Raw genomic sequence first — 23,019 nt, 5'->3', positions numbered from 1 at the left:
AGGAAGTCTTCGTCTGATTCGACCTGGTTCAGATGAATTTTATATGGTATAGAAATACCCACAGATTTATTCCGGAAAATAACCGGCCGGAGGATCTGTGGGTATTTTTTGTTTATATCAGATTTCTGGCGATTCAGGTTTTTGAAGAAATTTCTTTTTAGCCTTTCCTTTGGGAAAACAGTTTTATAATCTCCAGGGTAACATCTACAGCAGCATCCATTCCTTCAACAGTAATGTGCTCATAAGGCCCGTGATAGGCATGTCCGCCGGTTCCAAGGTTCGGGCAGGGAAGTCCCATGAAACTTAACTGGGCTCCGTCTGTGCCGCCACGGATAGGCAGGATCAGTGGCGTGACACCGCAGGCACGGCAGGCATCCTCTGCCAGGGTGATCAGCCACGGGCAGGTATCAATGATCTCTTTCATATTGCGGTACTGCTGGGTGATGGTAAGGGTCACGGTACCTTCGCCCCATTTTTCGTTGAGGATTTCGGTGATATGTGCAAGAGTCTTCTGACGGACTTCAAAAGAAGCAGCATCGTGATCCCGGACAATATACTGAAGTTCAGCCCGGGAAACATCTCCTTTCATGGAGCACAGATGGAAAAATCCCTGATAGTCCGCTGTGTTCCGTGGTGTATCCGCAGACGGGAGCATGGAATCAAACTCCATGGCAACAAGGGCAGCGTTGATCATGGTATTTTTGGAAGAACCGGGATGGACATTAACACCCTGGAAGGTTACTTTTGCGCTGCAGGCATTGAAGTTTTCATACTGGATCTCGCCTTCTGTATCACCGTCCAGGGTATAGGCGTAATCTGCACCGAATTTTTTTACATTGAAGTGAGCCGGTCCCATGCCGATCTCTTCATCTGGCGTAAATGCAACACAGAGAGGTCCGTGAGGTATTTTTTCCGTAAGGATATGCTCCAGCGCTGTAAGGATCTCCGCAATGCCGGCCTTGTCGTCAGCACCCAGGATTGTGGTTCCGTCTGAGGTGATGAGGGTCCGTCCGGCAAGAGAAGTAAGGTGTGAGAACATTTCCGGAGAAAGCGTTCTGCCGCTTGTACCAAGAGGGAGATCTTTTCCATCATAATTTTCAGTGATCACAGGTGTGACTGCATGGTCGCAGAAATCGGAAACTGTGTCCATATGTGCGATAAAGCCGAGGGCTTTGCAGTGTTCCAGACCTTCTGTGGCCGGAAGATGCGCGTAAACATAGCAGTGATCGTCCAGTGTTACATCAGAGATGCCAAGCCCTTTCAGTTCCTCCACAAGAAGGCGGGCCAGGTCAAACTGACATCTGGAAGAAGGGGAGGAAGTGCTTTCTTCGTTGCTTGGTGTGAATATTTTTACATAGGATAAAAGTCGTTCGTATGCTTTCATAGAAGAAAAGTCCTTTCTGAAAAAATTCGTCCGGAACAGACTGTACTTGCATTTGCGGAATCCGTCTGTTTTCCAGGAGATAACAACAGTATACCACACAGCATACGCATATTTGCGGAAAAAATCTCCCACGATGAGAAAACCTGTGCTATAATCGGTGGGATAATAAAAAACGGAGGATTTGAGAGTGGAAAAAAGAATCATACAGGTCGAAGAAAAAGTACCTGCAAAAATGCTGATACCGTTAAGTATCCAGCACATGTTTGCCATGTTCGGAGCATCCGTACTGGTGCCGTTCCTTTTTGGCATCAATCCGGCCATCGTGCTTTTGATGAACGGCGTGGGAACACTTCTTTTTATTTTCATCACAAAAGGAAAGGCACCGGCATACTTGGGCTCCAGTTTTGCCTTTCTTTCACCGGCACTTCTGGTCATCAGCAAGTACGGTTATGAGTATGCCCTTGGCGGTTTCGTCGTACTTGGTATCGCAGGTATGTGCGTGGCGTTTATTGTCCGTCAGTGTGGAACGGACTGGATCGATATCGTGCTTCCTACCGCGGCAATGGGACCGGTAGTTGCACTGATCGGTCTGGAACTTGCGGGAAATGCGGCAAGCACGGCAGGACTTCTGGATGAAAAGGTAGATCCGAAGAATGTGATCGTATTTCTGGTGACACTTGGAGTTGCGGTATTCGGGCAGATCCTGTTCCGTGGTTTTCTTTCTGTTATTCCGATCCTGATCGCGATCATTGCAGGATATGTGGCAGCAGGGGCATGCGGACTTCTGGATTTTACCCAGGTAAGAGAAGCGGCGTTTTTTGCTCTTCCCAACTTTACATCCCCGAAATTTAATTTTGAGGCTGTCATGACGATTTTCCCCGCACTGCTTCTGGTAACTTCCGAGCATATCGGACATCAGATCGTAACCGGAAAGATCGTCGGAAGGAATCTTCTGAAAGATCCGGGTCTTCACAGATCCCTGTTTGCGGATTTCTTCTCCACCACAGTTTCCGGATGCCTTGGTTCTGTGCCGACCACCACTTACGGTGAGAACATCGGTGTTATGGCTGTGACAAAGGTTTACAGCGTACAGGTTATCGGCGGTGCGGCAGTGCTTTCCATCTGCTGTTCTTTCCTTGGCAAACTGGCAGCTCTGATCAGTACTATCCCTGGTCCGGTTATCGGCGGAATTTCTTTCCTCCTTTACGGAATGATCGGAACTTCCGGACTTCGTATGCTGGTTGACAATCACGTGGATTACAGCAAATCCAGAAACCTGACACTGACAAGTGTTGTCTTTGTTGTGGGACTTTCCGGAATTGCCCTGAAACTTGGAAATGTGGAGCTTACAGGTATGGTACTGGCGTGTGTGGTTGCCATGGCATTAAGCCTTGTGTTCTATATCCTGGATAAACTGAAACTGACCAACGATCAGTAAAAAATAAGCGGCGTTCATTTTACAAAGCAGATAAAAAGGGAAACCTTTCTATCTGCTTTTTCTGCTTGACAATCATTCCGTTTTATAATACTATGTAATACAGAAAACACGAACAAAGGTTCGAAAAAACAGGAAACTTGGCGATAGAAGAGAATAAAGAATAGGAGATTGTAGAATGATCAGTGAAGAGAAGCAGAAGGCGCTGGAAGCAGCCCTTGGAAATATTGAGAAACAGTTTGGTAAGGGCTCTGTTATGAAGCTTGGAGATTCCAGTTCCCATATGCAGGTGGAGGCAGTTCCAACAGGATGCTTAAGCCTTGATATTGCTCTTGGCGTAGGTGGTGTGCCGAAAGGACGTATCGTGGAGATCTACGGACCGGAGTCCAGTGGTAAGACAACCGTAGCCTTACATATGGTTGCCGAGGTTCAGAAGAGAGGCGGAATCGCAGGATTCATCGATGCGGAGCATGCCCTTGATCCGGTTTACGCCAAGAATATCGGTGTGGATATTGATAATCTTTACATTTCACAGCCGGATAACGGAGAGCAGGCTCTGGAGATTACAGAGACCATGGTGCGCTCTGGTGCTGTGGATATCGTGATCGTGGACTCTGTTGCAGCATTGGTTCCCAAGGCAGAGATCGAAGGCGATATGGGAGACAGCCATGTGGGCCTGCAGGCACGTCTGATGTCACAGGCACTCCGTAAACTGACTGCTGTTATCAGCAAGTCCAACTGTGTGGTAATCTTTATCAACCAGCTCCGTGAGAAGGTCGGCGTAATGTTCGGTAATCCGGAGACTACAACCGGTGGACGTGCCCTGAAGTTCTATGCATCTGTCCGTATGGATGTCCGCCGCGTGGAGACACTGAAGCAGGGCGGTGAGATGGTAGGTAACCATACCCGTGTGAAAGTAGTCAAGAATAAGGTGGCTCCGCCATTTAAACAGGCAGAATTTGATATTATGTTCGGAACCGGTATTTCCAGAGAGGGAGACATCCTGGATCTTGCGGCAGACTGCTCCATTGTAAACAAGAGTGGTGCGTGGTATGCATACGAAGGGGACAAGATCGGACAGGGACGTGAGAATGCCAAATTATTCCTGAGAGAGCATCCGGAGATCCGTGATGAGATCGAGAAGAAGGTACGTGTACAGTATCATCTGGATCCGGCTGATGAAACAGCAGAATCTGCGGCACAGGCAGCGGATACGGAAGAAGAGGAATAATCCATGCTGAATCCGGAAGAGCGAAACCGGGCAAGAAAGAAAGCCATGCGGCTTCTGGAACATATGGATCGTACAGAGAAAGGCCTGACGGATAAACTCCGTCAGGCTGAATTTTCACCGGAGGCAGTGGAGGATGCAATTGCCTATGTGAAGTCTTACGGCTATATTAATGATGCCCGTTATGCCAGGACATACATTTCTTTCCGCATGGAGTCCAAGAGCCGCCAGAAGATCCTTTCCGAGCTTCAGATGAAAGGTGTAGACCGTCAGACTGCACTGGAAGCCTGGGAGGAAATGGAAGAACTTATGGAACCTGATGAACGTGCCGTTTTACGAAAGACCATAGAGAAGAAATATGCACCGGATACCGAGCTTGATGAAGGACAGATGCGGAGACTCTATGGTTACCTTGCCAGAAGAGCATTTAAGTACGAGGATATTTCTCATATTCTGGAAGAAATGAACATCCGTGTGAGACACGAGATGGAATAATTCCATACAAAAAAAGTCACAGTTCATGCATGCTAACCAAAATCGGCTTTTTCATGAGAAAAACTTGACATAAATGTGAAAAACAGCTAAACTTGTATTGTTGTATTTGTACAATGAAAACTAAATAAGGAGGTGCTCCTGTGGCAGGCACAATTATCGGTGTTATTGTCGCTGTGGTAGTCACGCTACTTATTGCAGTTCCTGTTACTTGCAAGGTTGCTGTTGACAAGAAAGTACGCAAGGATGCGGAAATCGTAGGTACAGCAGAGGATAAAGCAAGGAATATTCTTGATGAAGCATTGAAAGCAGCAGAGACCAAGAAACGCGAAACTTTACTTGAAGTAAAGGAAGAATCTCTGCGAACTAAAAATGAACTGGAAAGGGAAACCAAGGAACGGAGAAACGAGCTGCAGAGATACGAGAAACGAGTTTTGTCAAAAGAGGAATCTGTTGACAAAAAAGCCAATGCAGTGGAGAAGCGTGAGCTGGAATGTACAGCGAAATTTAACGAGTTACAAGAAAAAGAAAAACGAGTAAATGAACTTGAGGAAAAAGGAGTACGGGAACTGGAACGAGTTTCAGGTCTTACCTCCGAACAGGCAAAAGAAGAATTACTGAAATCTGTAGAAGATGACGTAAAGGTGGATGTTGCAAGACTCTATAAAGAGCTTGAGAACAGAGCCAAAGAAGAAGCCAACAAGAAAGCCAAGGAATATGTGGTCAATGCCATTCAGAAATGCGCAGTGGATCACGTATCTGAGACAACAATTTCTGTGGTACAGCTTCCAAGTGATGAAATGAAGGGAAGGATTATCGGTCGTGAGGGCCGTAACATCCGTACATTGGAGACACTTACCGGTGTGGATCTGATCATTGATGATACACCGGAGGCAGTTGTTCTCTCCGCGTTTGATCCGATCCGTAGAGAGATCGCCAGAGTGGCTCTGGAGAAACTTATTGTGGATGGACGTATTCATCCGGCAAGAATTGAAGAGATGGTGGAGAAAGCCCAGAAAGAAGTGGAAACACAGATCCGTGAAGACGGTGAGACAGCAGCCATGGATGTGGGTGTTCATGGAATCCATCCGGAACTTCTGAAACTTCTTGGACGTATGAAATTCCGTTCCAGTTATGGTCAGAATGCTTTGAGGCATTCCATTGAGGTTGCACAGCTTTCCGGACTTCTCGCAGGAGAGATCGGTGTGGATGTGCGTATGGCCAAACGTGCCGGACTTCTTCATGATATTGGTAAATCCATTGATCATGAGGTGGAAGGTTCTCATATCCAGATTGGCGTGGATCTCTGTAAGAAATATAAGGAATCCCCGATCGTTATCAACACAGTTGCGTCCCATCATGGCGATGTGGAACCGGAATCTCTTATCGCTTGTATTGTACAGGCTGCTGACGCAATTTCCGCGGCAAGACCTGGTGCAAGACGAGAGACACTGGAAACCTATACCAATCGTCTGAAACAGCTCGAGGATATCACCAATGAGTTCAAGGGCGTAGAAAAATCTTTTGCTATTCAGGCAGGAAGAGAAATTCGTGTTATGGTTGTACCGGATCACGTAAGTGATGCAGATATGGTTCTCCTTGCAAGAGACATTGCAAAGCAGATCGAAGCAGAACTTGAATATCCGGGACAGATCAAGGTTAATGTGATCCGTGAAAGCAGAGCGGTTGATTACGCAAAATAAGCTTTCGCTCACAGAATACTCTGGAAATAATGAAAGCCGGACAGCTTTAATAGCTGGCCGGCTTTTTTGCTGCCCGGAAACAGGTTATATTACGGAGAGTTTGGACGTAAACTGGTACAGGGTGAGTGAATGGAAAAAAGAAATGAAAGCAGAAAATGGAAAACAGCTGGTCGTTTTCCGGCAGAGATTCTTTTTTTGACCGGTTTTTTGGTGGGAAATATCATACCGAATCTGATCTGGAAAATGGAATGGAAACAGAAAACCCTGGCTTCTTTCTATCTGATCCGGAATTTTGCGGGGAAAGATATTTCCGGCGGAGCATATTTGCTGGAAGTGTTACGACACAGGGGAGTACTCTTTCTTTTTCTGTTTTTCTGTGGGTTTACCATATTTGGGGTACCGCTGTCAGTGGCTTATATGCTGATTCTTGGGATGGAGACAGGACTTATCCTGACTTTATCCGTGCTGGAATTTGGTATTTACGGAGGTGTGGCCGGGGCCGGACTTCTGATTCCTCAGTATGTGATCTATATTCCGGTGTATTTTTATCTTGCTGGTCTTGTATACAGACAGTCCTATGATATCTGGAAAAACTATGGGCTTGTACCTCAGAAATCGAGGCTATATATCCGGCAGGGAATGACTGCATTTCTGGTGTATACAGGGGGAATTCTTGCGGAAAGTTTCCTGAATCCGTGGATTCTTGAAAAAGTTGTAAAGGGACTGAAATTTTTTTAAAAAAATTTTTACAATATGTAGTAATGGTTTCCATAAAATCTGCGATATTTGGTGGTTTGAGGCGGAATGTGTTGAAATTGCGAGGTTTTGCGCTGAAAAACCGTTTGATTTTATGTAAAATACACAGTATAATTCAGTCATAAAAGAATACAGATTTTACGGTTTGGTTGATAACGAGTTATTTAGAAACGGGATGTAAGAGAATGGACATAGAGATACGGGAATTTATTACATATTTACATAACAGAAAAAGAACATCTCATAATACAGAGGTGTCATATCAGAGAGATCTGAAGAAAATGGCAGCATATTTTGAAGAACGTGGGATTTATGATATCCGTGAAGTGGGAGAGCTGGAACTGGAGGGATATCTCAGTTACATGGAGCGAGGACAGTTTGCCTCTTCTACCATTTCCAGAAATGTGGCTTCGATCCGTGCACTGTTTCAGTATCTTCAGCAGGAAGGCCGGATTGAGAGAGATCCATCCCTGGAACTGAAGCCGCCTAAGGTTGAGAAGAGGATGCCGGAGATCCTTTCTGTGGATGAAGTGGACAGACTTCTGAGACAGCCGGATCTGAATACACCGAAGGGGATTCGGGACAGTGCCATGCTGGAACTTCTTTATGCTACAGGAATGCGTGTCAGTGAACTGCTTCACCTGAACCTGGAGGATATTAATCTTCAGCTTGGGTATGTAGTCTGCCACGATGAAGAGAAGGAGCGGGTAATCCCTGTAGGAAATGTCTGCAGGAATGCCATGGACAAATATCTGAAAGAAGCCCGCAGAATATTTGTAAAGGAAAATGAGACGCAGAGCCTTTTTACCAACTGTTCAGGAAAGTCCATGAGCAGACAGGGGTTCTGGAAAGTGCTGAAGGGATATGCGGAAGAAGCAGGAATCCAGCATGATATCACACCACACACCCTGAGACATTCTTTTGCCGCACATATGCTGCAGAACGGAGCAGATGTGAAGAGTGTACAGGAAATGCTGGGACATTCAGATATTTCTACAACACAGATCTATTTGAATTTTGGTGTTGCGAAAATGCGTGATGTATACATGAAGGCGCATCCGAGGCATTAACCTGTAAAGAGGAATATGATATTAGGCAGAAAGAAATAAGCGGAGAATGGAACGACAGGACAGTTCTGTTTTCCGCTTTTTTTGATATATTATAAGTCTAACAGATCATGAGAATGGTCATATCTGCTTAAAAAGGGATTGAAAAAAGAACCGACGCTTCCAAAGAAAAGAAGAACGCCGGTTCTTTTGATGTGCATTTCAGTCAAGGGAATATTTGCAATCCCGTAGGGACCCCTTGATTTGTTAAAACTGCAGATCGGACAGATCTTAGCAGTTCTCAGCAATCGTATAAAGCAGTTTCTCAGATTCATCCCATCCAAGGCATGCATCTGTGATGGATTTTCCGTAGATGTGATCTCCACCGATCTTCTGGTTGCCTGGCTCAATATAGCTCTCGATCATGAGACCTTTTACCATAGTGTGAAGCTCAGGATCTACCTGACGGCTGTGAAGAACCTCGCTTGCGATACGAACCTGCTGCTCGTAGTGCTTGTTGGAGTTGGAATGGTTGGTATCCACGATTACTGCCGGGTTGGCAAGGTTCTTTGCGTGGTATTTGTCATAGAGAAGACGAAGATCCTCATAATGGTAGTTCGGGATAGCTTCTCCGTGTTTGTTTACCGCACCACGAAGGATTGCGTGGGAGAGCGGGTTACCGGTGGTCTCAACTTCCCAGCTTCTGTAAATGAAGCGGTGAGCGCCCTGTGCTGCAACGATGGAGTTCAGCATAACGCTGTAGTCGCCACTGGTAGGATTCTTCATACCAGCCGGAACGTCCATGCCGCTGACTGTCAGTCTGTGCTGCTGATCTTCAACAGAACGTGCACCTACAGCAACGTAGGAAAGAAGATCAGAAAGATAACGGTAGTTCTCCGGGTAAAGCATCTCATCTGCACAGGTAAAACCACTTTCGCGGATGGCACGCATGTGCATCTTACGGATTGCAATCAGTCCGGCAAGAAGGTTCGGTTTCTTCTCAGGATCCGGCTGATGGACCATTCCTTTGTATCCTTCTCCGGTTGTACGTGGTTTGTTTGTGTAAACACGCGGGATAATGAGGACTTTATCCTCGATCTTTTCCTGTACTTTGCGAAGTCTTAAAAGATAATCGCATACAGCATCTTCGTTATCTGCAGAACATGGTCCGATGATAGCGAGGAATTTATCAGATTTTCCGGTGAAAACGTCGCGAATCTCAGCATCGCGTTTCTCCTTGAGAGCCTGAAGTTCAGCATCGATGGGATACTGATTGCGGATTTCCTCAGGAGTTGGCAGTTTTTTTATGAATTCAAAACTCATAGTACTTTATTCCTCCATAATTATAACATTTCGGTTATTAATTATAAACGATTATCGCCCGCTTGTCGATAGGGAAATTTTAGCGCTTTCACGTGTAGAAGGGAAAGGAGCAGTTCACCCAGAAAAATGCCGTAAAAATAGCCTCGAATCCCAATTGCCGGAATCATAAAAACAACAGAAAAAATACGGATGAGAATGCCGGCAGCGCTGTGGATCAGGCAGCGCCCCGGCCTTCCAAGCCCCTGAAGGATGCTGGCGAGCATGGTGTTGGTATAAAGAAAAGGACAGATGAAAGAAAGATACCGTATGTAAGTTCCGGCAGTTTTGCTGTGAAAAAGCAGTGTTCCAAGGAATGGTCCAAAGAGAAAGAATCCGCTTCCACACAAAAATCCCAGAAACATGCAGAGAAAAAAAGTCTGGTCTGTGACATGGCGGATCTGTTTCTGATCTCCAAGGGCATCCATTCTTGCGACAGAGGGCATCAGCATTACAGCTGCGGAAGTTGTAAGGGTGGAAGGAAACAGGAGCAGGGGAAGGGCCATTCCCGTAAAGATCCCGTAAATTTTCAGTGCCTCTGAAGAAGTCATTCCACAGCGAATCAGCATCTGTGGAATCAGAACCGCTTCTATGCTTCCGAGAAGTGTCAGGAGGATGCGGTTCAGGGATATGGGGAAAGACAGGGTAAAAAGATCTTTTATCAGCGGAAAAATTTTAACGGAAGTTTTTTCTTTTACAGGATGATTTCCAAAATGAAAAGAAACCATAAGGAGTGATATCAGAGAAGCGGTAGCTTCTCCTGCGAGGGAACCGCCGGCTGCGATCATCGCAGTGACCGGACGGCCTTCGGAGAGAAAGATCAGATACAGGATATAAGTGGCACCGATCCGGACAGCCTGCTCGCTAAGCTGCACAGCTGCGGGTACAGAAGCTTTTTTCCGGGCATAATAATAGCTGTCAATGCAGGAGTGAATGGCGCAGAGTGGTATACTGGCAGCCGTCAGCCGAAGAAAATCGGAGGTCCCGGGTGCTTTCAGGATTGTGGAAGCAAAAAAATCTGCATGCCGAAAAAGCAGAAAACCGGTTACAGCAGAAAAAAAGACAGCCGCAAAGATTCCCGTAACCAGAGAAAAATATGCCTCCTTTTTTTCCTGAAGAGCAAGTCTGGACGCAATCAGCCGGGAAAGTGCAGACTGGATTCCGGTATAGGAAAGAGCAGCCATAAGTCCCTGCAGAGGAAGGATCAGCTGATACAGACCAAGACCTTCCGCACCAATGGCATGGGATAGGAATATCCTATAAAAGAAACCAGCAATACGGCTGACAAGTCCCGTGCAGGCAAGAATCAAGGTTCCTTTGAGAAATACTTTTTTTGACATGGATAACCTGGAGCCTTTTTTGTCAGTATATGAAGAAGTTAGTCTTGACAGAACCATAGGTTTCTGATAGAGTAAACATGAAATCCGAGGAAAACACTGGGAATTGAAAAAGAGGTGAGCGGATGAAACTGTCAACAAGAGCAAAATACGGACTTAAGGCCCTGATAGACCTTGGTCTTTACAGTGAAAAAGAAGCGGTCTCGCTTCAGAGTATTGCGGGCCGTCAGAATATATCAGTCAGCTATCTGGAACAGCTGATGGCGCTTTCTGAAGAAAGCGGGCCTTGTGAAGAGTGTCCGCGGTGCTGCCGGAGGATACTTTCTTGGAAGACCGGCAGAAGAGATTTCAGTGGGAGATATCCTTCGTGTTCTGGAGGGCGGCCTGGAGGCTGCTACATGCCCGGGAACAGAAGGTGACGGAGGCTGCCAGGGTTCTGATCTCTGCGTAGCTAAATTAGTGTGGAAGAGGATCAACGACAGCATCACAGATGCGGTGGATACACTGATGCTCAGTGAGCTGATCGAAGAGAGCCGGAGAATACACGAAAAATAATTATCCTGAACAGGAGGAAAAGAAAATGGGAAAAATGATATATCTGGACAATGCGGCTACCACAAAGACCGCACCGGAAGTTGTGGAGGCAATGCTGCCGTATTTTACAGAGTTTTATGGAAATGCTTCTACTGTTTATGATTTTGCTGCAAACAGCAAGGCTGCTATTGCCAAGGGAAGACAGCAGATTGCAGATGTGATCGGAGCCAAGAAAGAAGAGATTTATTTCACAGCAGGTGGTTCCGAGTCTGATAACTGGGCTCTGAAAGCAACTTTTGAGGCATACAAGAATAAAGGTAACCACATCATCACAACAAAGATTGAGCATCATGCCATCCTTCATACCTGCGAATACCTTGAAAAAGAGCGCGGTGCGAAGGTCACATATCTGGATGTAGATGAGAACGGATTCATTGATCTGGATGAGCTTCAGAAAGCCATTACACCGGAGACCATCCTGATCTCTGTTATGGCTGCAAACAATGAGATCGGTACTCTTGAGCCGCTGAAAGAGATCGGACAGATCGCACATGAGCATGGAATCCTGTTCCATACAGACGCTGTTCAGGCATTCGGACAGATCCCGATCAATGTAGATGAGTTTAACATTGATATGCTCAGCTCCAGCGGACATAAGATCAACGGACCGAAGGGAATCGGCTTCCTCTACATCCGTAAAGGTGTCAAGATCCGTTCCTTTGTACATGGTGGAGCACAGGAGAGAAAACGTCGTGCAGGTACAGAGAACGTTCCTGGAATCGTAGGATACGGCCTTGCTGCAGAACGTGCCAACAAATCCATGAAAGAGCGTACCGCAAAGGAAATTGAGATCCGTGACCATATGATTAACAGGATCCTTACAGAGATCCCATATGTACGTCTCAACGGAGATAAGGTAAAACGTCTTCCGAACAACGTAAACGTAAGCATTCAGTTTATCGAGGGTGAGTCCCTTCTTCTGATGCTTGACAACTTCGGAATCTGCGCATCCAGCGGTTCTGCATGTACATCCGGTTCTCTGGATCCGTCACATGTTCTGCTGGCTATCGGCCTTCCTCATGAGATCGCACATGGATCTCTCCGTATGACATTAAGCGAGGAGACAACAATGGAGGATGCTGATTTTGTAGTAGATAAACTGAAAGATATTACTGCAAACTTAAGAAGTATGTCTCCATTATATGAAGATTTTATTAAAAAGCAGAAAAAATAATAAAAACACTTGCCAGGAGGAAAAAATAATGTATAGTGAAAAAGTAATGGATCATTTTCAGCATCCACGTAATGTAGGTGAGATTGAGAACGCAAGCGGCGTGGGTACTGTAGGAAATGCAAAATGCGGTGATATTATGAGAATATTCCTTGATATTGATGACGAAACCCATATTATCAAAGACTGCAAATTCAAAACATTTGGATGCGGTGCAGCCGTTGCAACAAGCAGCATGGCAACAGAGCTTGTAAAGGGTAAAACCATCGAGGAAGCCATGGAAGTAACAAACAAAGCCGTTATGGAGGCTCTGGACGGACTTCCACCGGTAAAGATCCACTGTTCCCTGCTTGCTGAGGAGGCTATTCATGCAGCTCTCTGGGATTATGCAGAGAAGCATCACATTAAGATTGAGGGTCTTGCGAAACCGAAGTCTGATATCCATGAGGGAGAAGAGGATACAGAGGAAGAGTATTGATCCACGAAGATCATGATCAGAGCCATGGCATGAGCAAGCTGTACGCAAACGGAACCGTAAGCCATTGAAAGGACAGGTAAGCAAATAGCATGACAGGACTTACGAACGAAGAAGTTCAGGAAAGAATTGCGCAGGGCCAGGTAAATAATAACGAAAACCCCAACACCAGGACATATAAGCAGATCATTCTGGAGAATACACTGACGTTCTTCAATTTTCTGAACCTGGTGCTGCTGGTTCTCGTACTGCTGGTTGGTTCCTACAAAAACTCCATGTTTGTAGGAATCATTTTTATTAATACCGTAATTGGAATCATTCAGGAGATCCGTGCCAAGAAGACCATTGACAAGCTGGCTATCCTGACAGAATCCAAGACGGTTGTTCTGCGTGAAGGAAAAAAATGGAAAATTTCTACAGAGAAGCTGGTTGTCGATGATCTGATCTTTCTGAAAGCCGGAGAACAGGTTCCGGCAGATGCGAAGATTCTGGAAGGAAGCCTGGAGGTCAATGAATCTCTGCTGACCGGTGAGGCAGACAATCTTCCGAAGAATACGGGAGATGAGCTTTTTTCCGGAAGTTTTGTGACGGCGGGACAGGCATGCTGCCAGATCATCCATGTTGGAAGTGACAACTATGCGTCAAGGATCACCAGTGAGGCCAAGGAATTCAAACGCCATAATTCAGAGCTTCGAAATTCCCTGAATGCCATCCTGAAGGTGATCAGTATCATTATCGTACCACTGGGTGCGATGCTTTTTTATAAACAGTATTATTTTGTGGGAGATAATATCCGGGATTCCGTCGTCAATATGGTTGCGGCAGTTCTTGGAATGATCCCCGAGGGACTCGTTCTCCTTACCAGTGTGGCGCTGACTCTGGGTGCGCTGAAACTGGCTCAGAAGAAGACTCTGGTGCAGGAGCTGTACTGTATTGAGACTCTTGCGCGTGTGGATACGCTCTGCCTGGATAAGACAGGAACCATTACAGAAGGTACCATGTGTGTGGAAGCAGTGGAGAGCTATCCGCCGGTGTATGATGAGATTTCAGGTGAAGCAGCAGGAAATAAGACTGAGTCTGGTGAAAGTAAGAACGACAGAACTGAGAGTTCTGATCTGGTCGAGGTTTCAGCAGCTTCTGAAATTTCAGCAGTTTCAGCCGCAGAAGCGATTGCAAAAGAGGATGGGAGTTCGATTCTTTCACCACGGGAAGAGTCTGAAGCTGGCACAGAGACGTACAGCCAGGAAGATCCGGAGAAAATCCGGGAGATTGAGCATATCATGGAAAATCTCCTTTCTGTGCTGAAAGACCAGAATGCTACTGCCGATGCACTGCGGGCGAGATTTAAAGTATCCCAGGATATGGAGCTGGATCATGTGATCCCGTTCTCTTCTGACAGAAAGTACAGTGGAGCTGCTTTTAAAGATACAGGCACTTATCTGATGGGTGCTGTGCAGTTTCTTTTTCCGGAAGGGAATCCGGAGCTGGCAGAATACTGCAGCGGTTTTGCGAAAGAAGGACTTCGTGTTCTGGTTGTTGCTCACAGTGAGAATGTAAATGAAGGCACTGAGATCCCGGCAGGGCTTGAGCCGATCGGACTTCTTCTTCTTACGGATGTGATCCGCCAGGAGGCACCGGATACCCTGGCATATTTCGAAAGCCAGGGGGTGGATCTGAAGGTGATCTCTGGTGATGATCCGGTGACCGTTTCTGCCATAGCCAGACGTGCAGGCCTTAAAAATGCGGAGCAGTATGTAGATGCAACAACGATCACAACCCAGGAACAGATGGACGAGGCAGTTGCAACATACAGTGTGTTCGGACGTGTGACACCGCAGCAGAAGCAGGCGATGGTGAAATCTCTTCAGGCACAGAAGCATACGGTTGCAATGACCGGTGATGGTGTAAACGATGTTTTGGCCCTTAAAGAGGCTGACTGCAGTATTGCCATGGCTGAAGGAAGTGATGCGGCCAAGAATATTGCCAATGTGGTATTGCTGGATTCCAATTTTGCAGCGATGCCGGAGATCGTGAACCAGGGACGCAGGGTTGTAAATAATATCCGTACTGCAGCATCCATGTTTCTGATCAAGACAATTTTTTCCGTGCTGTTGTCACTGATCACAATTTTCTTCGGGGATGCCTATCCCTTTGAGCCGATCCAGATGTCACTGATCAGCGCCTGTGCAGTTGGTATTCCTACGTTTCTTCTGGCCCAGGAGAATAATTATGAGAAGATCGACCATACATTTTTGCGTCACGTGTTTATGAATGCATTTCCGGCCGCTGTGACAATCACAGGCTGCGTGTTCAGTGTGATGCTGGTATGTCAGAACGTATATCATTCCAATGCGATGCTGAATACGGCCTGTGTGCTTGTAACCGGGTGGAATTATATGGCCGCACTTAAGACGGTTTACGCACCTTTGAATACCTATCGTAAGGTGATCATTTACAGTATGCAGGTGATCTTTTTCGGGGCGGCGGTGGTTCTGCAGAATCTGCTGACGCTGGGATCTCTGGAATTCGGAATGATCATTCTGGTATTCCTTCTGATGACGTTTTCTCCGATTCTGATCGATGTGATCACAGCCTGGATCAGGAACATTTACAGCCGTTCACTGGATAAAGGAGAACAGGGAAAATTTGCCACATTTATTGATAAGCTGAGAAAATAATAATATGAGAAAAGTAAGAGGACACTACCTGGAAACGGGCAGTGTCCTCTTTAGGTTGAGTGAATAAACTGCGAAACAGATATCCGAAGCAGAGCTGTGTAGCGAATGTGGATCACGCATATCCGCTTGACGAAGATACTATTTCGTATGCATGAGCCAGATAAATCCAAAGGCCGGGATCTCTACGGCCTGTGCATCTCTTTGAACTCCTGTGAGGAGATCTGTATAAGTGCCGTCCTGTTCGTTGATCCAGGCTACTTTGTCCTGGTCACTGAAGTTGTAAATGCAGATCAGTTTCTCTTCGGAAGTTTCTCTTACCAGGGCAAGAAGGGATTTTTCCCAGGTTTCCAGTGTGTGTGCAGGAATCTCAGGGGCAAATACCGGATGGCTGGCGCGGATGGACTCCAACTGTTCCAGACTGTTAAAAATGCGTCCCTGGATCGTCTCGGCATCGGCTCTGTTCCGGGCAAGAATCCAGTTGAAATGGCCGTTGTGGAGCCAACGGGGGTCAGAAGCCCTGGAAGGGTCTGCTTTATAGGTGTAGTCGTTGAGCTGTCCGATTTCATCACCGCTTCGAAGTACCGGGATTCCAGGAAGGGAAAGAAGCAGTGCATGAAGTGCTACATCATATCGGATTCCGCGGCTGACACCATCTGTATTTCCCTCATAATCAAAACGCTCGATTCCTGCAAGGGAGGCAGTTGTTCCGCAGAGCTCGGATTCTTCTGTTTCCGGATTTACATAGATCTCACCCCGAGCAAAGGAATTCGGGAAAAGACCGGAAAGGAATTCATTCAGATAATCTCTGTGAGGACCCTCTGTGATAAAGCTGTCTTTCAGGAAATCATAGTCCAGGTTCCAGCGTACCGTGTTGCGGTTGCGGAGGTAATTCTGGAATACAGGTGCCTGTGGAAGACTGGCCGTCTTATCAATTCCGCGGCGGAGAAGAGTGGTATCTTTTGTGGCAACAGTGTGCCAGATATCGGACATCAGCTGAGTGCTGTTTACAATATGGAGTTCCGGCATATCGGAAGTTCCACCGAATGCAGCCGCTTCTGCTGGTGTGCGGTCTGTCTCACCAAGGAGAAGAACTCCAGGGCATACGATCTCGCAGACCATACGTGTCATGCGGAGAAGAGAGTGCAGTTTCCAGAGATTTTCGCTATCCATCACAGGAAGGACACCAAGACTGAATACAGAAGCGCCCTCATTTGCAAGCTCCAGGATCTGGAGAAGCATTGCATTGAAAAAGGCCGGAGTCTGAAGTACACATGGTGCGCCGGACTGTGGGTCGTCCACAGAAAGGCTTAACGGGATTTCAAGAGCCAGGCGGATACCTGCTTTCTGGCAGTTAACTGCAAGGTCGTGCAGATCTTCTGAGGTTCCGATCTCCGGGATAATGCGAAGAGAGCAGTTGGAAGTTGCCTGGAAAAGATCTGTCAGGTACAGAGTGTCTGCCTTGCATTCACTGATATAGTCCAGCTTACCGGACAGTCCGGCAAGGGTATCTGCGAAATCAGCAGGATTTACAGCCATTCCGGTAAACGTGGTCTTACGGAACCAGTCCGGATCAGCAGCACAGTTCTGGTCAGCTTCTTTCATGGAAAGAGAACGCTCGCAGTAGATTTCTTTCATTTTTTTTGTGAGGCTTGAGAATGTGCCGGCAACCTCTGGATGGTCACGGAACAGCTCGCAGTAGAGCCATTTCAGATCGTTGTAGTAGTGGTTCAGGCGTTTCTCGTAGAGTGCATCGTAGGCAGTGTCTTCCTTAGAAGTTTCGACTTTCAGAGGTTCGGTTTTGGAAGTAGTAACTTTCGCCGGTTCAGTTTTGAAAGTTTCGACTTTGATCGGTTCGGTCTTTGAAGTCTCAACTTTGATCGGCTCAGTTTTTGAAGTCTCAACTTTAATTGGCTCGGTTTTTGAAGTCTCAACTTTAATTGGCTCGGTTTTGGAGGTTTCGACCTTGACCGGTTCAGTTTTTGAAGTTTCGATTTTGACGGTTTCGGTTTTTGAAGTTTCAATCTTAACAGTTTCTGGCTTCTTTTTCAGCTGTTGTTCTTTTTTTGCCTGCATGGCAGCTTTCTTTTTCTGGAGTCTTTTTGTTGACATATAGAGTTCCTCCTTAAATAAATTGGTATTTTCGGTATAAAATGTAAACTCTCTGACTGGAGAGAGAAATAGATCTACAGTTTGTGAAAAACCGGCTGACGGTTTTTGAACACAGTATAATAGGAAAAGCCACAGTCACGGAGAACATCGGCTGCCCTGTCAAAAGCATAGGCAATTTTATCCGGGGTGTGGGCGTCTGCACCGATGGTAATGATTTCGCCGCCAAGTTCACGATAACGGCGGATTACATTCACACATGGATTGGGTTCTCCAAGACCGTAGTGATAACCTCCGGTATTCAGTTCAATTCCGATGTTTTTGCGGATCAGTGTACGCAGAATTTCATCCAGGATTTCCTTATAGCGGCCATAGGAGTACTGACGGTTCTGATTGGGGCCGTAACGCACTACATAATCAATGTGTCCGTAGACATCCATTTTATCAAATGCGGCGATATTTTCCAGAATGGATTCAAAATATTCCATATAGCAGGCGGATTCTTTCCGGCCTTCAAAATAAGAAGGATAATAGGGATCATATCCGTGCACCACATGGGAAGAACCAATAACAAAGTCAAAAGGGATTTCTTTCAGAAGTCCGGAAAAAGATTCGGAAAGATGAGGCTGAAGTCCCAGTTCGATTCCGAAATTTACAGAAATCTGGTCCCGGAAAGCATCAGCCAGTTCAAAAAGACGCTGGCGGTATGCCGGGATATCCAGTGAAAAGTCCAGATTTTCCGGTGTTTCCGGGTAATCCGGATCAAGATGCTCGGTAAAACAGATTCCAGTAAGACCTTTATCAACCGCAGTCTGGATCATATCTTCCATGGGTGTTTCGGAATCTGCGGAAAAAGAGGAATGCATATGACAGTCCCATAAAATTTTCTGGCCCATTTTGTACCTCCATATTCAAGTCTGACGAGTGTGCAACAGATGCTGTACCTGCTTTGAAATTTAGAGCTGGCAGGACAGAGATTTCTCTCACAGAATTATAACACATTTTTCATAAATTTTCTTAATATTTATTTTAATGTGCTTTTTTATAAATAGCTCTTGAATTTTTGTTTGGAATTAGGTACAATATGAGACAGGTTGATGTTTCTTTAACAAAGGAACGATTTAAATCACCATTCAATTCATAGGAGGAATTTATCATGGCAGTAAAAGTTGCAATTAATGGTTTTGGACGTATCGGTCGTCTTGCATTCCGTCAGATGTTTGGAGCAGAAGGATTTGAGATCGTAGCAATCAACGATCTTACATCTCCTAAGATGCTTGCTCACTTATTAAAATATGATTCTACACAGGGAAGATATGCTCTTGCTGATAAAGTAACAGCAGGCGAGGATTCCATCACAGTAGACGGAAAAGAGATCAAAATCTATGCTAAGGCTAACGCTGCAGAGCTTCCATGGGGAGAGATCGGTGTAGACGTAGTTCTTGAGTGCACAGGTTTCTACACATCCAAAGACAAAGCTCAGGCTCATATCGATGCAGGTGCTAAGCACGTAGTTATTTCCGCTCCGGCTGGAAACGACCTTAAGACAATCGTTTACAACGTAAACCATCAGGGTCTTACAAACGAGGACAAGATCATCTCCGCAGCTTCCTGTACAACAAACTGCCTTGCACCAATGGCTAAGGCTCTTAACGATCTTGCACCGATCAAATCCGGTATCATGTGCACAATCCACGCTTACACAGGCGATCAGATGACACTTGACGGACCGCAGAGAAAAGGCGATCTGAGAAGATCCCGTGCAGCTGCAGTTAACATCGTTCCGAACAGCACAGGTGCTGCTAAAGCTATCGGACTTGTTATCCCAGAGCTTAACGGCAAACTTATCGGTTCTGCACAGCGTGTACCTACCCCAACAGGTTCTACAACAATCCTTACAGCAGTAGTTGAAGGAAACGTTACTAAAGAGCAGATCAACGCAGCTATGAAAGCAGCTTCCAATGAGTCCTTCGGATACAACGAGGATGAGATCGTATCCAGCGATATCGTTGGTATGAGATTTGGTTCCCTCTTCGATGCTACTCAGACAATGGTACTTCCACTTGAGAATGGCACAACAGAGGTTCAGGTAGTTTCCTGGTATGACAACGAGAACTCCTACACAAGCCAGATGGTTCGTACAATCAAGCACTTCGGAAAACTTCTGAACGCTTAATTTTCTGCGAACGGGTGTAGAAGAATAGACTCAGAAAGGGTCCGGTCTGAAGAGGACCGGGCCCTTTTTTTCCAAAAGACCAAACAAAAAAATGTCTGAGGAAATGACTGTTAACAGAGCGGACAACAATACCGCTCGCCCTTATTCATCTGCTTTTGCAGAAATAAAAGTTAAGGAGATATAGAGATGCTGAACAAAAAAAGTGTTGACGATATCAATGTAAAAGGACAGAAAGTACTTGTAAGATGCGACTTCAACGTTCCGCTTCAGGATGGAAAGATCACAGATGAGAACCGTCTTGTAGCTGCTCTTCCTACAATCAAGAAACTGATCGCAGACGGCGGAAAAGTTATCCTTTGCTCCCACCTTGGAAAACCGAAGGGAGAGCCGAAACCGGAGCTTTCTCTTGCACCTGTAGCAGTTCGTCTTTCTGAGCTTCTTGGCCAGGAAGTAAAATTTGCAGCAGATCCTGAGGTAGTAGGACCGAACGCAAAAGCTGCTGTAGCAGAGATGAAAGATGGCGATGTAGTTCTTCTTGAGAACACACGTTATCGTGCAGAAGAGACAAAGAACGAAGACAAGTTCAGCGAAGATCTTGCTTCCCTCTGCGATGTATTCGTAAACGATGCATTTGGAACTGCTCACAGAGCTCACTGCTCCAACGTAGGTGTTACCAAATATGTGAAGACAGCAGTTGTAGGATATCTGATGCAGAAAGAGATCGATTTCCTCGGAAACGCTGTAAACAATCCGGAGAGACCATTCGTAGCAATCCTTGGCGGTGCTAAGGTTTCCAGCAAGATCTCCGTTATCAACAACCTTCTTGACAAGGTAGATACACTGATCATCGGTGGTGGTATGTCCTATACATTCTCCAAGGCTATGGGCGGACATATCGGAACATCCCTCTGCGAGGATGATTACCTTCAGTATGCTCTCGATATGATGAAGAAAGCAGAGGAGAAAGGTGTGAAGCTTCTTCTTCCTGTAGATAACAGAATCGGTGATGACTTCTCCAACGACTGCAACATCCAGATTGTAAAACGTGGTGAGATTCCGGACGGATGGGAAGGAATGGACATCGGACCGGAGACTGAGAAGCTTTTCGCAGATGCTGTAAAAGATGCTAAGACAGTTGTATGGAACGGACCGATGGGATGCTTCGAGATGCCGAACTTCGCACATGGTACAGAGGCAGTTGCAAAAGCTCTTGCTGAGACAGACGCAACAACAATCATCGGTGGCGGTGATTCCGCAGCAGCTGTAAATATCCTCGGATATGGCGACAAGATGACACACATCTCCACAGGTGGCGGTGCTTCTCTTGAGTTCCTTGAGGGCAAAGAGCTCCCAGGTGTAGCAGCAGCTAACGATAAAGACTGATAAAAAATAAAGTGTTCCACGAACACAAAAAGGAGATAAAAACAATGGCAAGAAAGAAAATTATTGCTGGAAACTGGAAAATGAACATGACACCAAGCGAGGCTGTAAAGCTCGTTGAGACTTTAAAACCGCTTGTTGTTAACGACGAAGTTGACGTAGTATTCTGCGTACCGGCTATCGACATCATCCCTGTTGTTGAGGCAGCTAAAGGAACAAACATCCAGGTTGGTGCTGAGAACATGTACTTCGAGGAGAAAGGTGCTTACACAGGCGAGATTGCTCCGGCTATGCTCGTAGATGCAGGCGTTAAGTATGTAGTACTTGGACATTCCGAGAGAAGAGAGTACTTCGGTGAGACAAACGAAGACGTTAACAAAAAAATGCTCAAAGCTTTCGAGCATGGTATCACACCGATCATGTGCTGCGGTGAGACACTTACTCAGAGAGAGCAGGGCGTAACAATGGACTTCATCCGTCAGCAGGTTAAGGTTGGATTCCAGGGTGTTACAGCTGATCAGGCTAAGACAGCAGTTATCGCTTACGAGCCGATCTGGGCTATCGGAACAGGTAAGACAGCTACAACAGAGCAGGCTCAGGAGGTTTGCGCTGATATCCGTAAATGCATCGCTGAGATCTATGATGACGCTACAGCAGCAGAGATCCGTATCCAGTACGGCGGATCTGTAAACGCTGCAACAGCTCCTGACTTATTTGCTCAGGCTGACATCGACGGCGGTCTTGTAGGTGGCGCTTCCCTGAAACCAGATTTCGGAAAGATTGTAAACTACAAATAAATCGTATATTTTGTTCAAACTGAATAAATAAATTGTATGAAAGAACCCCTGAACACAGATAAATCTGGTAAAATTGCCGGATAAACTGTGGAAGGGGTTCTTTTTTGACAGAATAGCAGATATCACTTTCAGGAAAAGAATCGAGCTGGAAAGTAAAAAAGTGATAATAACATAAAAAACTCTTTCTGACATGGATGACACAGCCGACGAAAAGCTGCATTCCTTTACAGTCAGAGAGAGTTTTTATCATCTTTAGAGGAAGAAGTATAATTCTTCGTATCTGTTTTTTCATTCATTTCATCAGGCTCTGGAATATGCTCCACAATATCTTCAATCTCACAGTGGAGAATGGAACATAGCCTGTCTATTGTGTAAATTTCAACATTTTTATTTTTTCGCAGTCTGTCCAGAAGTGAACGGGTGATCTGATAATGTTCATAAAGATCATACTGAGTAATTCCGCGTTCCTTCATCGTGACCCAAAATCTGTCATATTTTATCATATGTATATCCTGTCCGATTCGTCCTTGAATTAATCTTATTATGAGGGTAAAATTGGGATTACAACAGTGTCCTTATACCGACACTATGGAAAGGAGAAACGATGAGGAAGTTTTTTAAGATCTTTTTTTCGGTGGTAGTTATACTTTATTTTTCAGCTACAATGTTTTATTGTTTTGTAGCCGGAACACCGGAAGCGGGAAAAGGAGCAGCAATCTATATAATGTCAGCAGCAGGTCTGTCAATTCTTTTTCCAGCGTTTACCTGTGGATGCATTCACTACATTATTTACCTCAGAAAAAAACTGGATGAAAAGAGCAAATGATTTGGATTTATGTTATGATAAGAGTAAGGAGATTATTGGGGATACAGCATAGCTGTTACGTATTATAATAGAAAGA

General features: G+C 45.7%; 18 protein-coding genes and 1 pseudogene. 13 read left to right on the top strand and 6 right to left on the bottom strand.

Annotated elements, in window-relative coordinates; genetic code table 11:
- Nucleotides 1-157: 157 nt before the first annotated feature.
- A complete protein-coding gene (gene pepT / locus AC04Q6_RS17225) occupies nucleotides 158-1,384 on the bottom strand; it encodes a peptidase T (RefSeq protein WP_118062171.1) in 1,227 nt (408 codons plus the stop codon).
- Between the two features lie 187 nt (nucleotides 1,385-1,571).
- Here pepT and uraA point away from each other — a divergent pair, with 187 nt between their 5' ends.
- The 6 genes from uraA (at nucleotide 1,572) to xerD (ending at nucleotide 8,068) form a co-directional block, all read left to right on the top strand.
- Nucleotides 1,572-2,822: a uracil permease gene (gene uraA / locus AC04Q6_RS17220; protein WP_118062122.1), complete on the top strand. Its 1,251-nt coding sequence runs from the start codon at nucleotides 1,572-1,574 to the stop codon at nucleotides 2,820-2,822.
- A 175-nt stretch (nucleotides 2,823-2,997) separates the two neighbouring features.
- Entirely contained in the window at nucleotides 2,998-4,050 is a 1,053-nt protein-coding gene (gene recA, locus AC04Q6_RS17215) for a recombinase RecA (protein WP_118062123.1), read from the top strand.
- Nucleotides 4,051-4,053: 3 nt separating this feature from the next.
- Nucleotides 4,054-4,542, top strand: coding sequence for a regulatory protein RecX (locus AC04Q6_RS17210; protein ID WP_118062124.1), 489 nt, complete (start codon nucleotides 4,054-4,056; stop codon nucleotides 4,540-4,542).
- A gap of 140 nt (nucleotides 4,543-4,682) precedes the next feature.
- Nucleotides 4,683-6,242: a ribonuclease Y gene (gene rny / locus AC04Q6_RS17205; RefSeq protein WP_021976878.1), complete on the top strand. Its 1,560-nt coding sequence runs from the start codon at nucleotides 4,683-4,685 to the stop codon at nucleotides 6,240-6,242.
- A gap of 129 nt (nucleotides 6,243-6,371) precedes the next feature.
- Nucleotides 6,372-6,980: a stage II sporulation protein M gene (locus tag AC04Q6_RS17200; RefSeq protein WP_021976877.1), complete on the top strand. Its 609-nt coding sequence runs from the start codon at nucleotides 6,372-6,374 to the stop codon at nucleotides 6,978-6,980.
- A gap of 203 nt (nucleotides 6,981-7,183) precedes the next feature.
- The gene (xerD, locus tag AC04Q6_RS17195; RefSeq protein ID WP_119247867.1) at nucleotides 7,184-8,068 is read left to right on the top strand and encodes a site-specific tyrosine recombinase XerD; all 885 of its coding nucleotides are present in this window, start codon (nucleotides 7,184-7,186) and stop codon (nucleotides 8,066-8,068) included.
- A gap of 267 nt (nucleotides 8,069-8,335) precedes the next feature.
- Here xerD and AC04Q6_RS17190 read toward each other — a convergent pair whose 3' ends face one another.
- Together AC04Q6_RS17190 and AC04Q6_RS17185 are read right to left on the bottom strand one after the other, a co-directional pair.
- Nucleotides 8,336-9,367, bottom strand: a complete 1,032-nt coding sequence (locus AC04Q6_RS17190) for a 3-deoxy-7-phosphoheptulonate synthase (protein WP_021976875.1) — start codon at nucleotides 9,365-9,367, stop codon at nucleotides 8,336-8,338.
- 41 nt (nucleotides 9,368-9,408) lie between these two features.
- Entirely contained in the window at nucleotides 9,409-10,743 is a 1,335-nt protein-coding gene (locus AC04Q6_RS17185; protein WP_476389794.1) for an oligosaccharide flippase family protein, read from the bottom strand.
- A 122-nt stretch (nucleotides 10,744-10,865) separates the two neighbouring features.
- Between AC04Q6_RS17185 and AC04Q6_RS17180 the strand changes: the two are divergent.
- The 4 genes and pseudogenes from AC04Q6_RS17180 to AC04Q6_RS17165 all read left to right on the top strand — a co-directional run bounded on the left by AC04Q6_RS17180 (nucleotide 10,866) and on the right by AC04Q6_RS17165 (nucleotide 15,658).
- Nucleotides 10,866-11,295 (top strand): annotated as a pseudogene (locus tag AC04Q6_RS17180) (RrF2 family transcriptional regulator).
- Nucleotides 11,296-11,320: 25 nt separating this feature from the next.
- The gene (gene nifS / locus AC04Q6_RS17175; RefSeq protein ID WP_119247866.1) at nucleotides 11,321-12,508 is read left to right on the top strand and encodes a cysteine desulfurase NifS; all 1,188 of its coding nucleotides are present in this window, start codon (nucleotides 11,321-11,323) and stop codon (nucleotides 12,506-12,508) included.
- Between the two features lie 28 nt (nucleotides 12,509-12,536).
- Entirely contained in the window at nucleotides 12,537-12,983 is a 447-nt protein-coding gene (gene nifU / locus AC04Q6_RS17170; protein ID WP_118071064.1) for a Fe-S cluster assembly scaffold protein NifU, read from the top strand.
- Nucleotides 12,984-13,072: 89 nt separating this feature from the next.
- Nucleotides 13,073-15,658: an HAD-IC family P-type ATPase gene (locus AC04Q6_RS17165; RefSeq protein ID WP_119247865.1), complete on the top strand. Its 2,586-nt coding sequence runs from the start codon at nucleotides 13,073-13,075 to the stop codon at nucleotides 15,656-15,658.
- Between the two features lie 138 nt (nucleotides 15,659-15,796).
- On the opposite strand, the gene AC04Q6_RS17160 is transcribed toward AC04Q6_RS17165, so the two are convergent.
- Both AC04Q6_RS17160 and AC04Q6_RS17155 read right to left on the bottom strand, forming a co-directional pair.
- Complete coding sequence (locus AC04Q6_RS17160) at nucleotides 15,797-17,767, bottom strand: hypothetical protein (protein ID WP_119247864.1); 1,971 nt, start codon at nucleotides 17,765-17,767, stop codon at nucleotides 15,797-15,799.
- A gap of 74 nt (nucleotides 17,768-17,841) precedes the next feature.
- Nucleotides 17,842-18,660, bottom strand: a complete 819-nt coding sequence (locus AC04Q6_RS17155; RefSeq protein ID WP_021977193.1) for a histidinol-phosphatase HisJ family protein — start codon at nucleotides 18,658-18,660, stop codon at nucleotides 17,842-17,844.
- Nucleotides 18,661-18,920: 260 nt separating this feature from the next.
- On the opposite strand from AC04Q6_RS17155, the gene gap reads away from it, so the two are divergent.
- The 3 genes from gap (at nucleotide 18,921) to tpiA (ending at nucleotide 22,117) form a co-directional block, all read left to right on the top strand.
- Nucleotides 18,921-19,940, top strand: coding sequence for a type I glyceraldehyde-3-phosphate dehydrogenase (gene gap, locus AC04Q6_RS17150; protein ID WP_021652276.1), 1,020 nt, complete (start codon nucleotides 18,921-18,923; stop codon nucleotides 19,938-19,940).
- 186 nt (nucleotides 19,941-20,126) lie between these two features.
- Nucleotides 20,127-21,323: a phosphoglycerate kinase gene (locus AC04Q6_RS17145; protein ID WP_118071061.1), complete on the top strand. Its 1,197-nt coding sequence runs from the start codon at nucleotides 20,127-20,129 to the stop codon at nucleotides 21,321-21,323.
- A 44-nt stretch (nucleotides 21,324-21,367) separates the two neighbouring features.
- Nucleotides 21,368-22,117, top strand: a complete 750-nt coding sequence (gene tpiA, locus AC04Q6_RS17140) for a triose-phosphate isomerase (RefSeq protein WP_015527001.1) — start codon at nucleotides 21,368-21,370, stop codon at nucleotides 22,115-22,117.
- Nucleotides 22,118-22,347: 230 nt separating this feature from the next.
- Here tpiA and AC04Q6_RS17135 read toward each other — a convergent pair whose 3' ends face one another.
- On the bottom strand, nucleotides 22,348-22,620 hold the full coding sequence (locus AC04Q6_RS17135) for a helix-turn-helix domain-containing protein (RefSeq protein ID WP_021977257.1): 273 nt from the start codon (nucleotides 22,618-22,620) through the stop codon (nucleotides 22,348-22,350).
- Between the last annotated feature and the right edge of the window lie 399 nt (nucleotides 22,621-23,019).

It is taken from the genome of Blautia sp. HA9023 (assembly GCF_056504095.1).
Note: the sequence above shows the minus strand (reverse complement) of the source record. Positions and strands in the feature narration are given on the sequence as shown.

Excerpts from the sequence above, each read along its gene's own strand:
- xerD (WP_119247867.1), top strand. The coding sequence starts at position 7,184 with ATGGACATAGAGATACGGGAATTTATTACATATTTACATAACAGAAAA.
- tpiA (WP_015527001.1), top strand. The coding sequence starts at position 21,368 with ATGGCAAGAAAGAAAATTATTGCTGGAAACTGGAAAATGAACATGACA.
- AC04Q6_RS17185 (WP_476389794.1), bottom strand. The coding sequence starts at position 10,743 with ATGTCAAAAAAAGTATTTCTCAAAGGAACCTTGATTCTTGCCTGCACG.
- AC04Q6_RS17210 (WP_118062124.1), top strand. The coding sequence starts at position 4,054 with ATGCTGAATCCGGAAGAGCGAAACCGGGCAAGAAAGAAAGCCATGCGG.
- AC04Q6_RS17145 (WP_118071061.1), top strand. The coding sequence starts at position 20,127 with ATGCTGAACAAAAAAAGTGTTGACGATATCAATGTAAAAGGACAGAAA.
- AC04Q6_RS17200 (WP_021976877.1), top strand. The coding sequence starts at position 6,372 with ATGGAAAAAAGAAATGAAAGCAGAAAATGGAAAACAGCTGGTCGTTTT.
- gap (WP_021652276.1), top strand. The coding sequence starts at position 18,921 with ATGGCAGTAAAAGTTGCAATTAATGGTTTTGGACGTATCGGTCGTCTT.
- nifU (WP_118071064.1), top strand. The coding sequence starts at position 12,537 with ATGTATAGTGAAAAAGTAATGGATCATTTTCAGCATCCACGTAATGTA.
- AC04Q6_RS17135 (WP_021977257.1), bottom strand. The coding sequence starts at position 22,620 with ATGATAAAATATGACAGATTTTGGGTCACGATGAAGGAACGCGGAATT.
- recA (WP_118062123.1), top strand. The coding sequence starts at position 2,998 with ATGATCAGTGAAGAGAAGCAGAAGGCGCTGGAAGCAGCCCTTGGAAAT.
- AC04Q6_RS17155 (WP_021977193.1), bottom strand. The coding sequence starts at position 18,660 with ATGGGCCAGAAAATTTTATGGGACTGTCATATGCATTCCTCTTTTTCC.
- AC04Q6_RS17160 (WP_119247864.1), bottom strand. The coding sequence starts at position 17,767 with ATGTCAACAAAAAGACTCCAGAAAAAGAAAGCTGCCATGCAGGCAAAA.
- AC04Q6_RS17190 (WP_021976875.1), bottom strand. The coding sequence starts at position 9,367 with ATGAGTTTTGAATTCATAAAAAAACTGCCAACTCCTGAGGAAATCCGC.
- nifS (WP_119247866.1), top strand. The coding sequence starts at position 11,321 with ATGGGAAAAATGATATATCTGGACAATGCGGCTACCACAAAGACCGCA.
- AC04Q6_RS17165 (WP_119247865.1), top strand. The coding sequence starts at position 13,073 with ATGACAGGACTTACGAACGAAGAAGTTCAGGAAAGAATTGCGCAGGGC.
- pepT (WP_118062171.1), bottom strand. The coding sequence starts at position 1,384 with ATGAAAGCATACGAACGACTTTTATCCTATGTAAAAATATTCACACCA.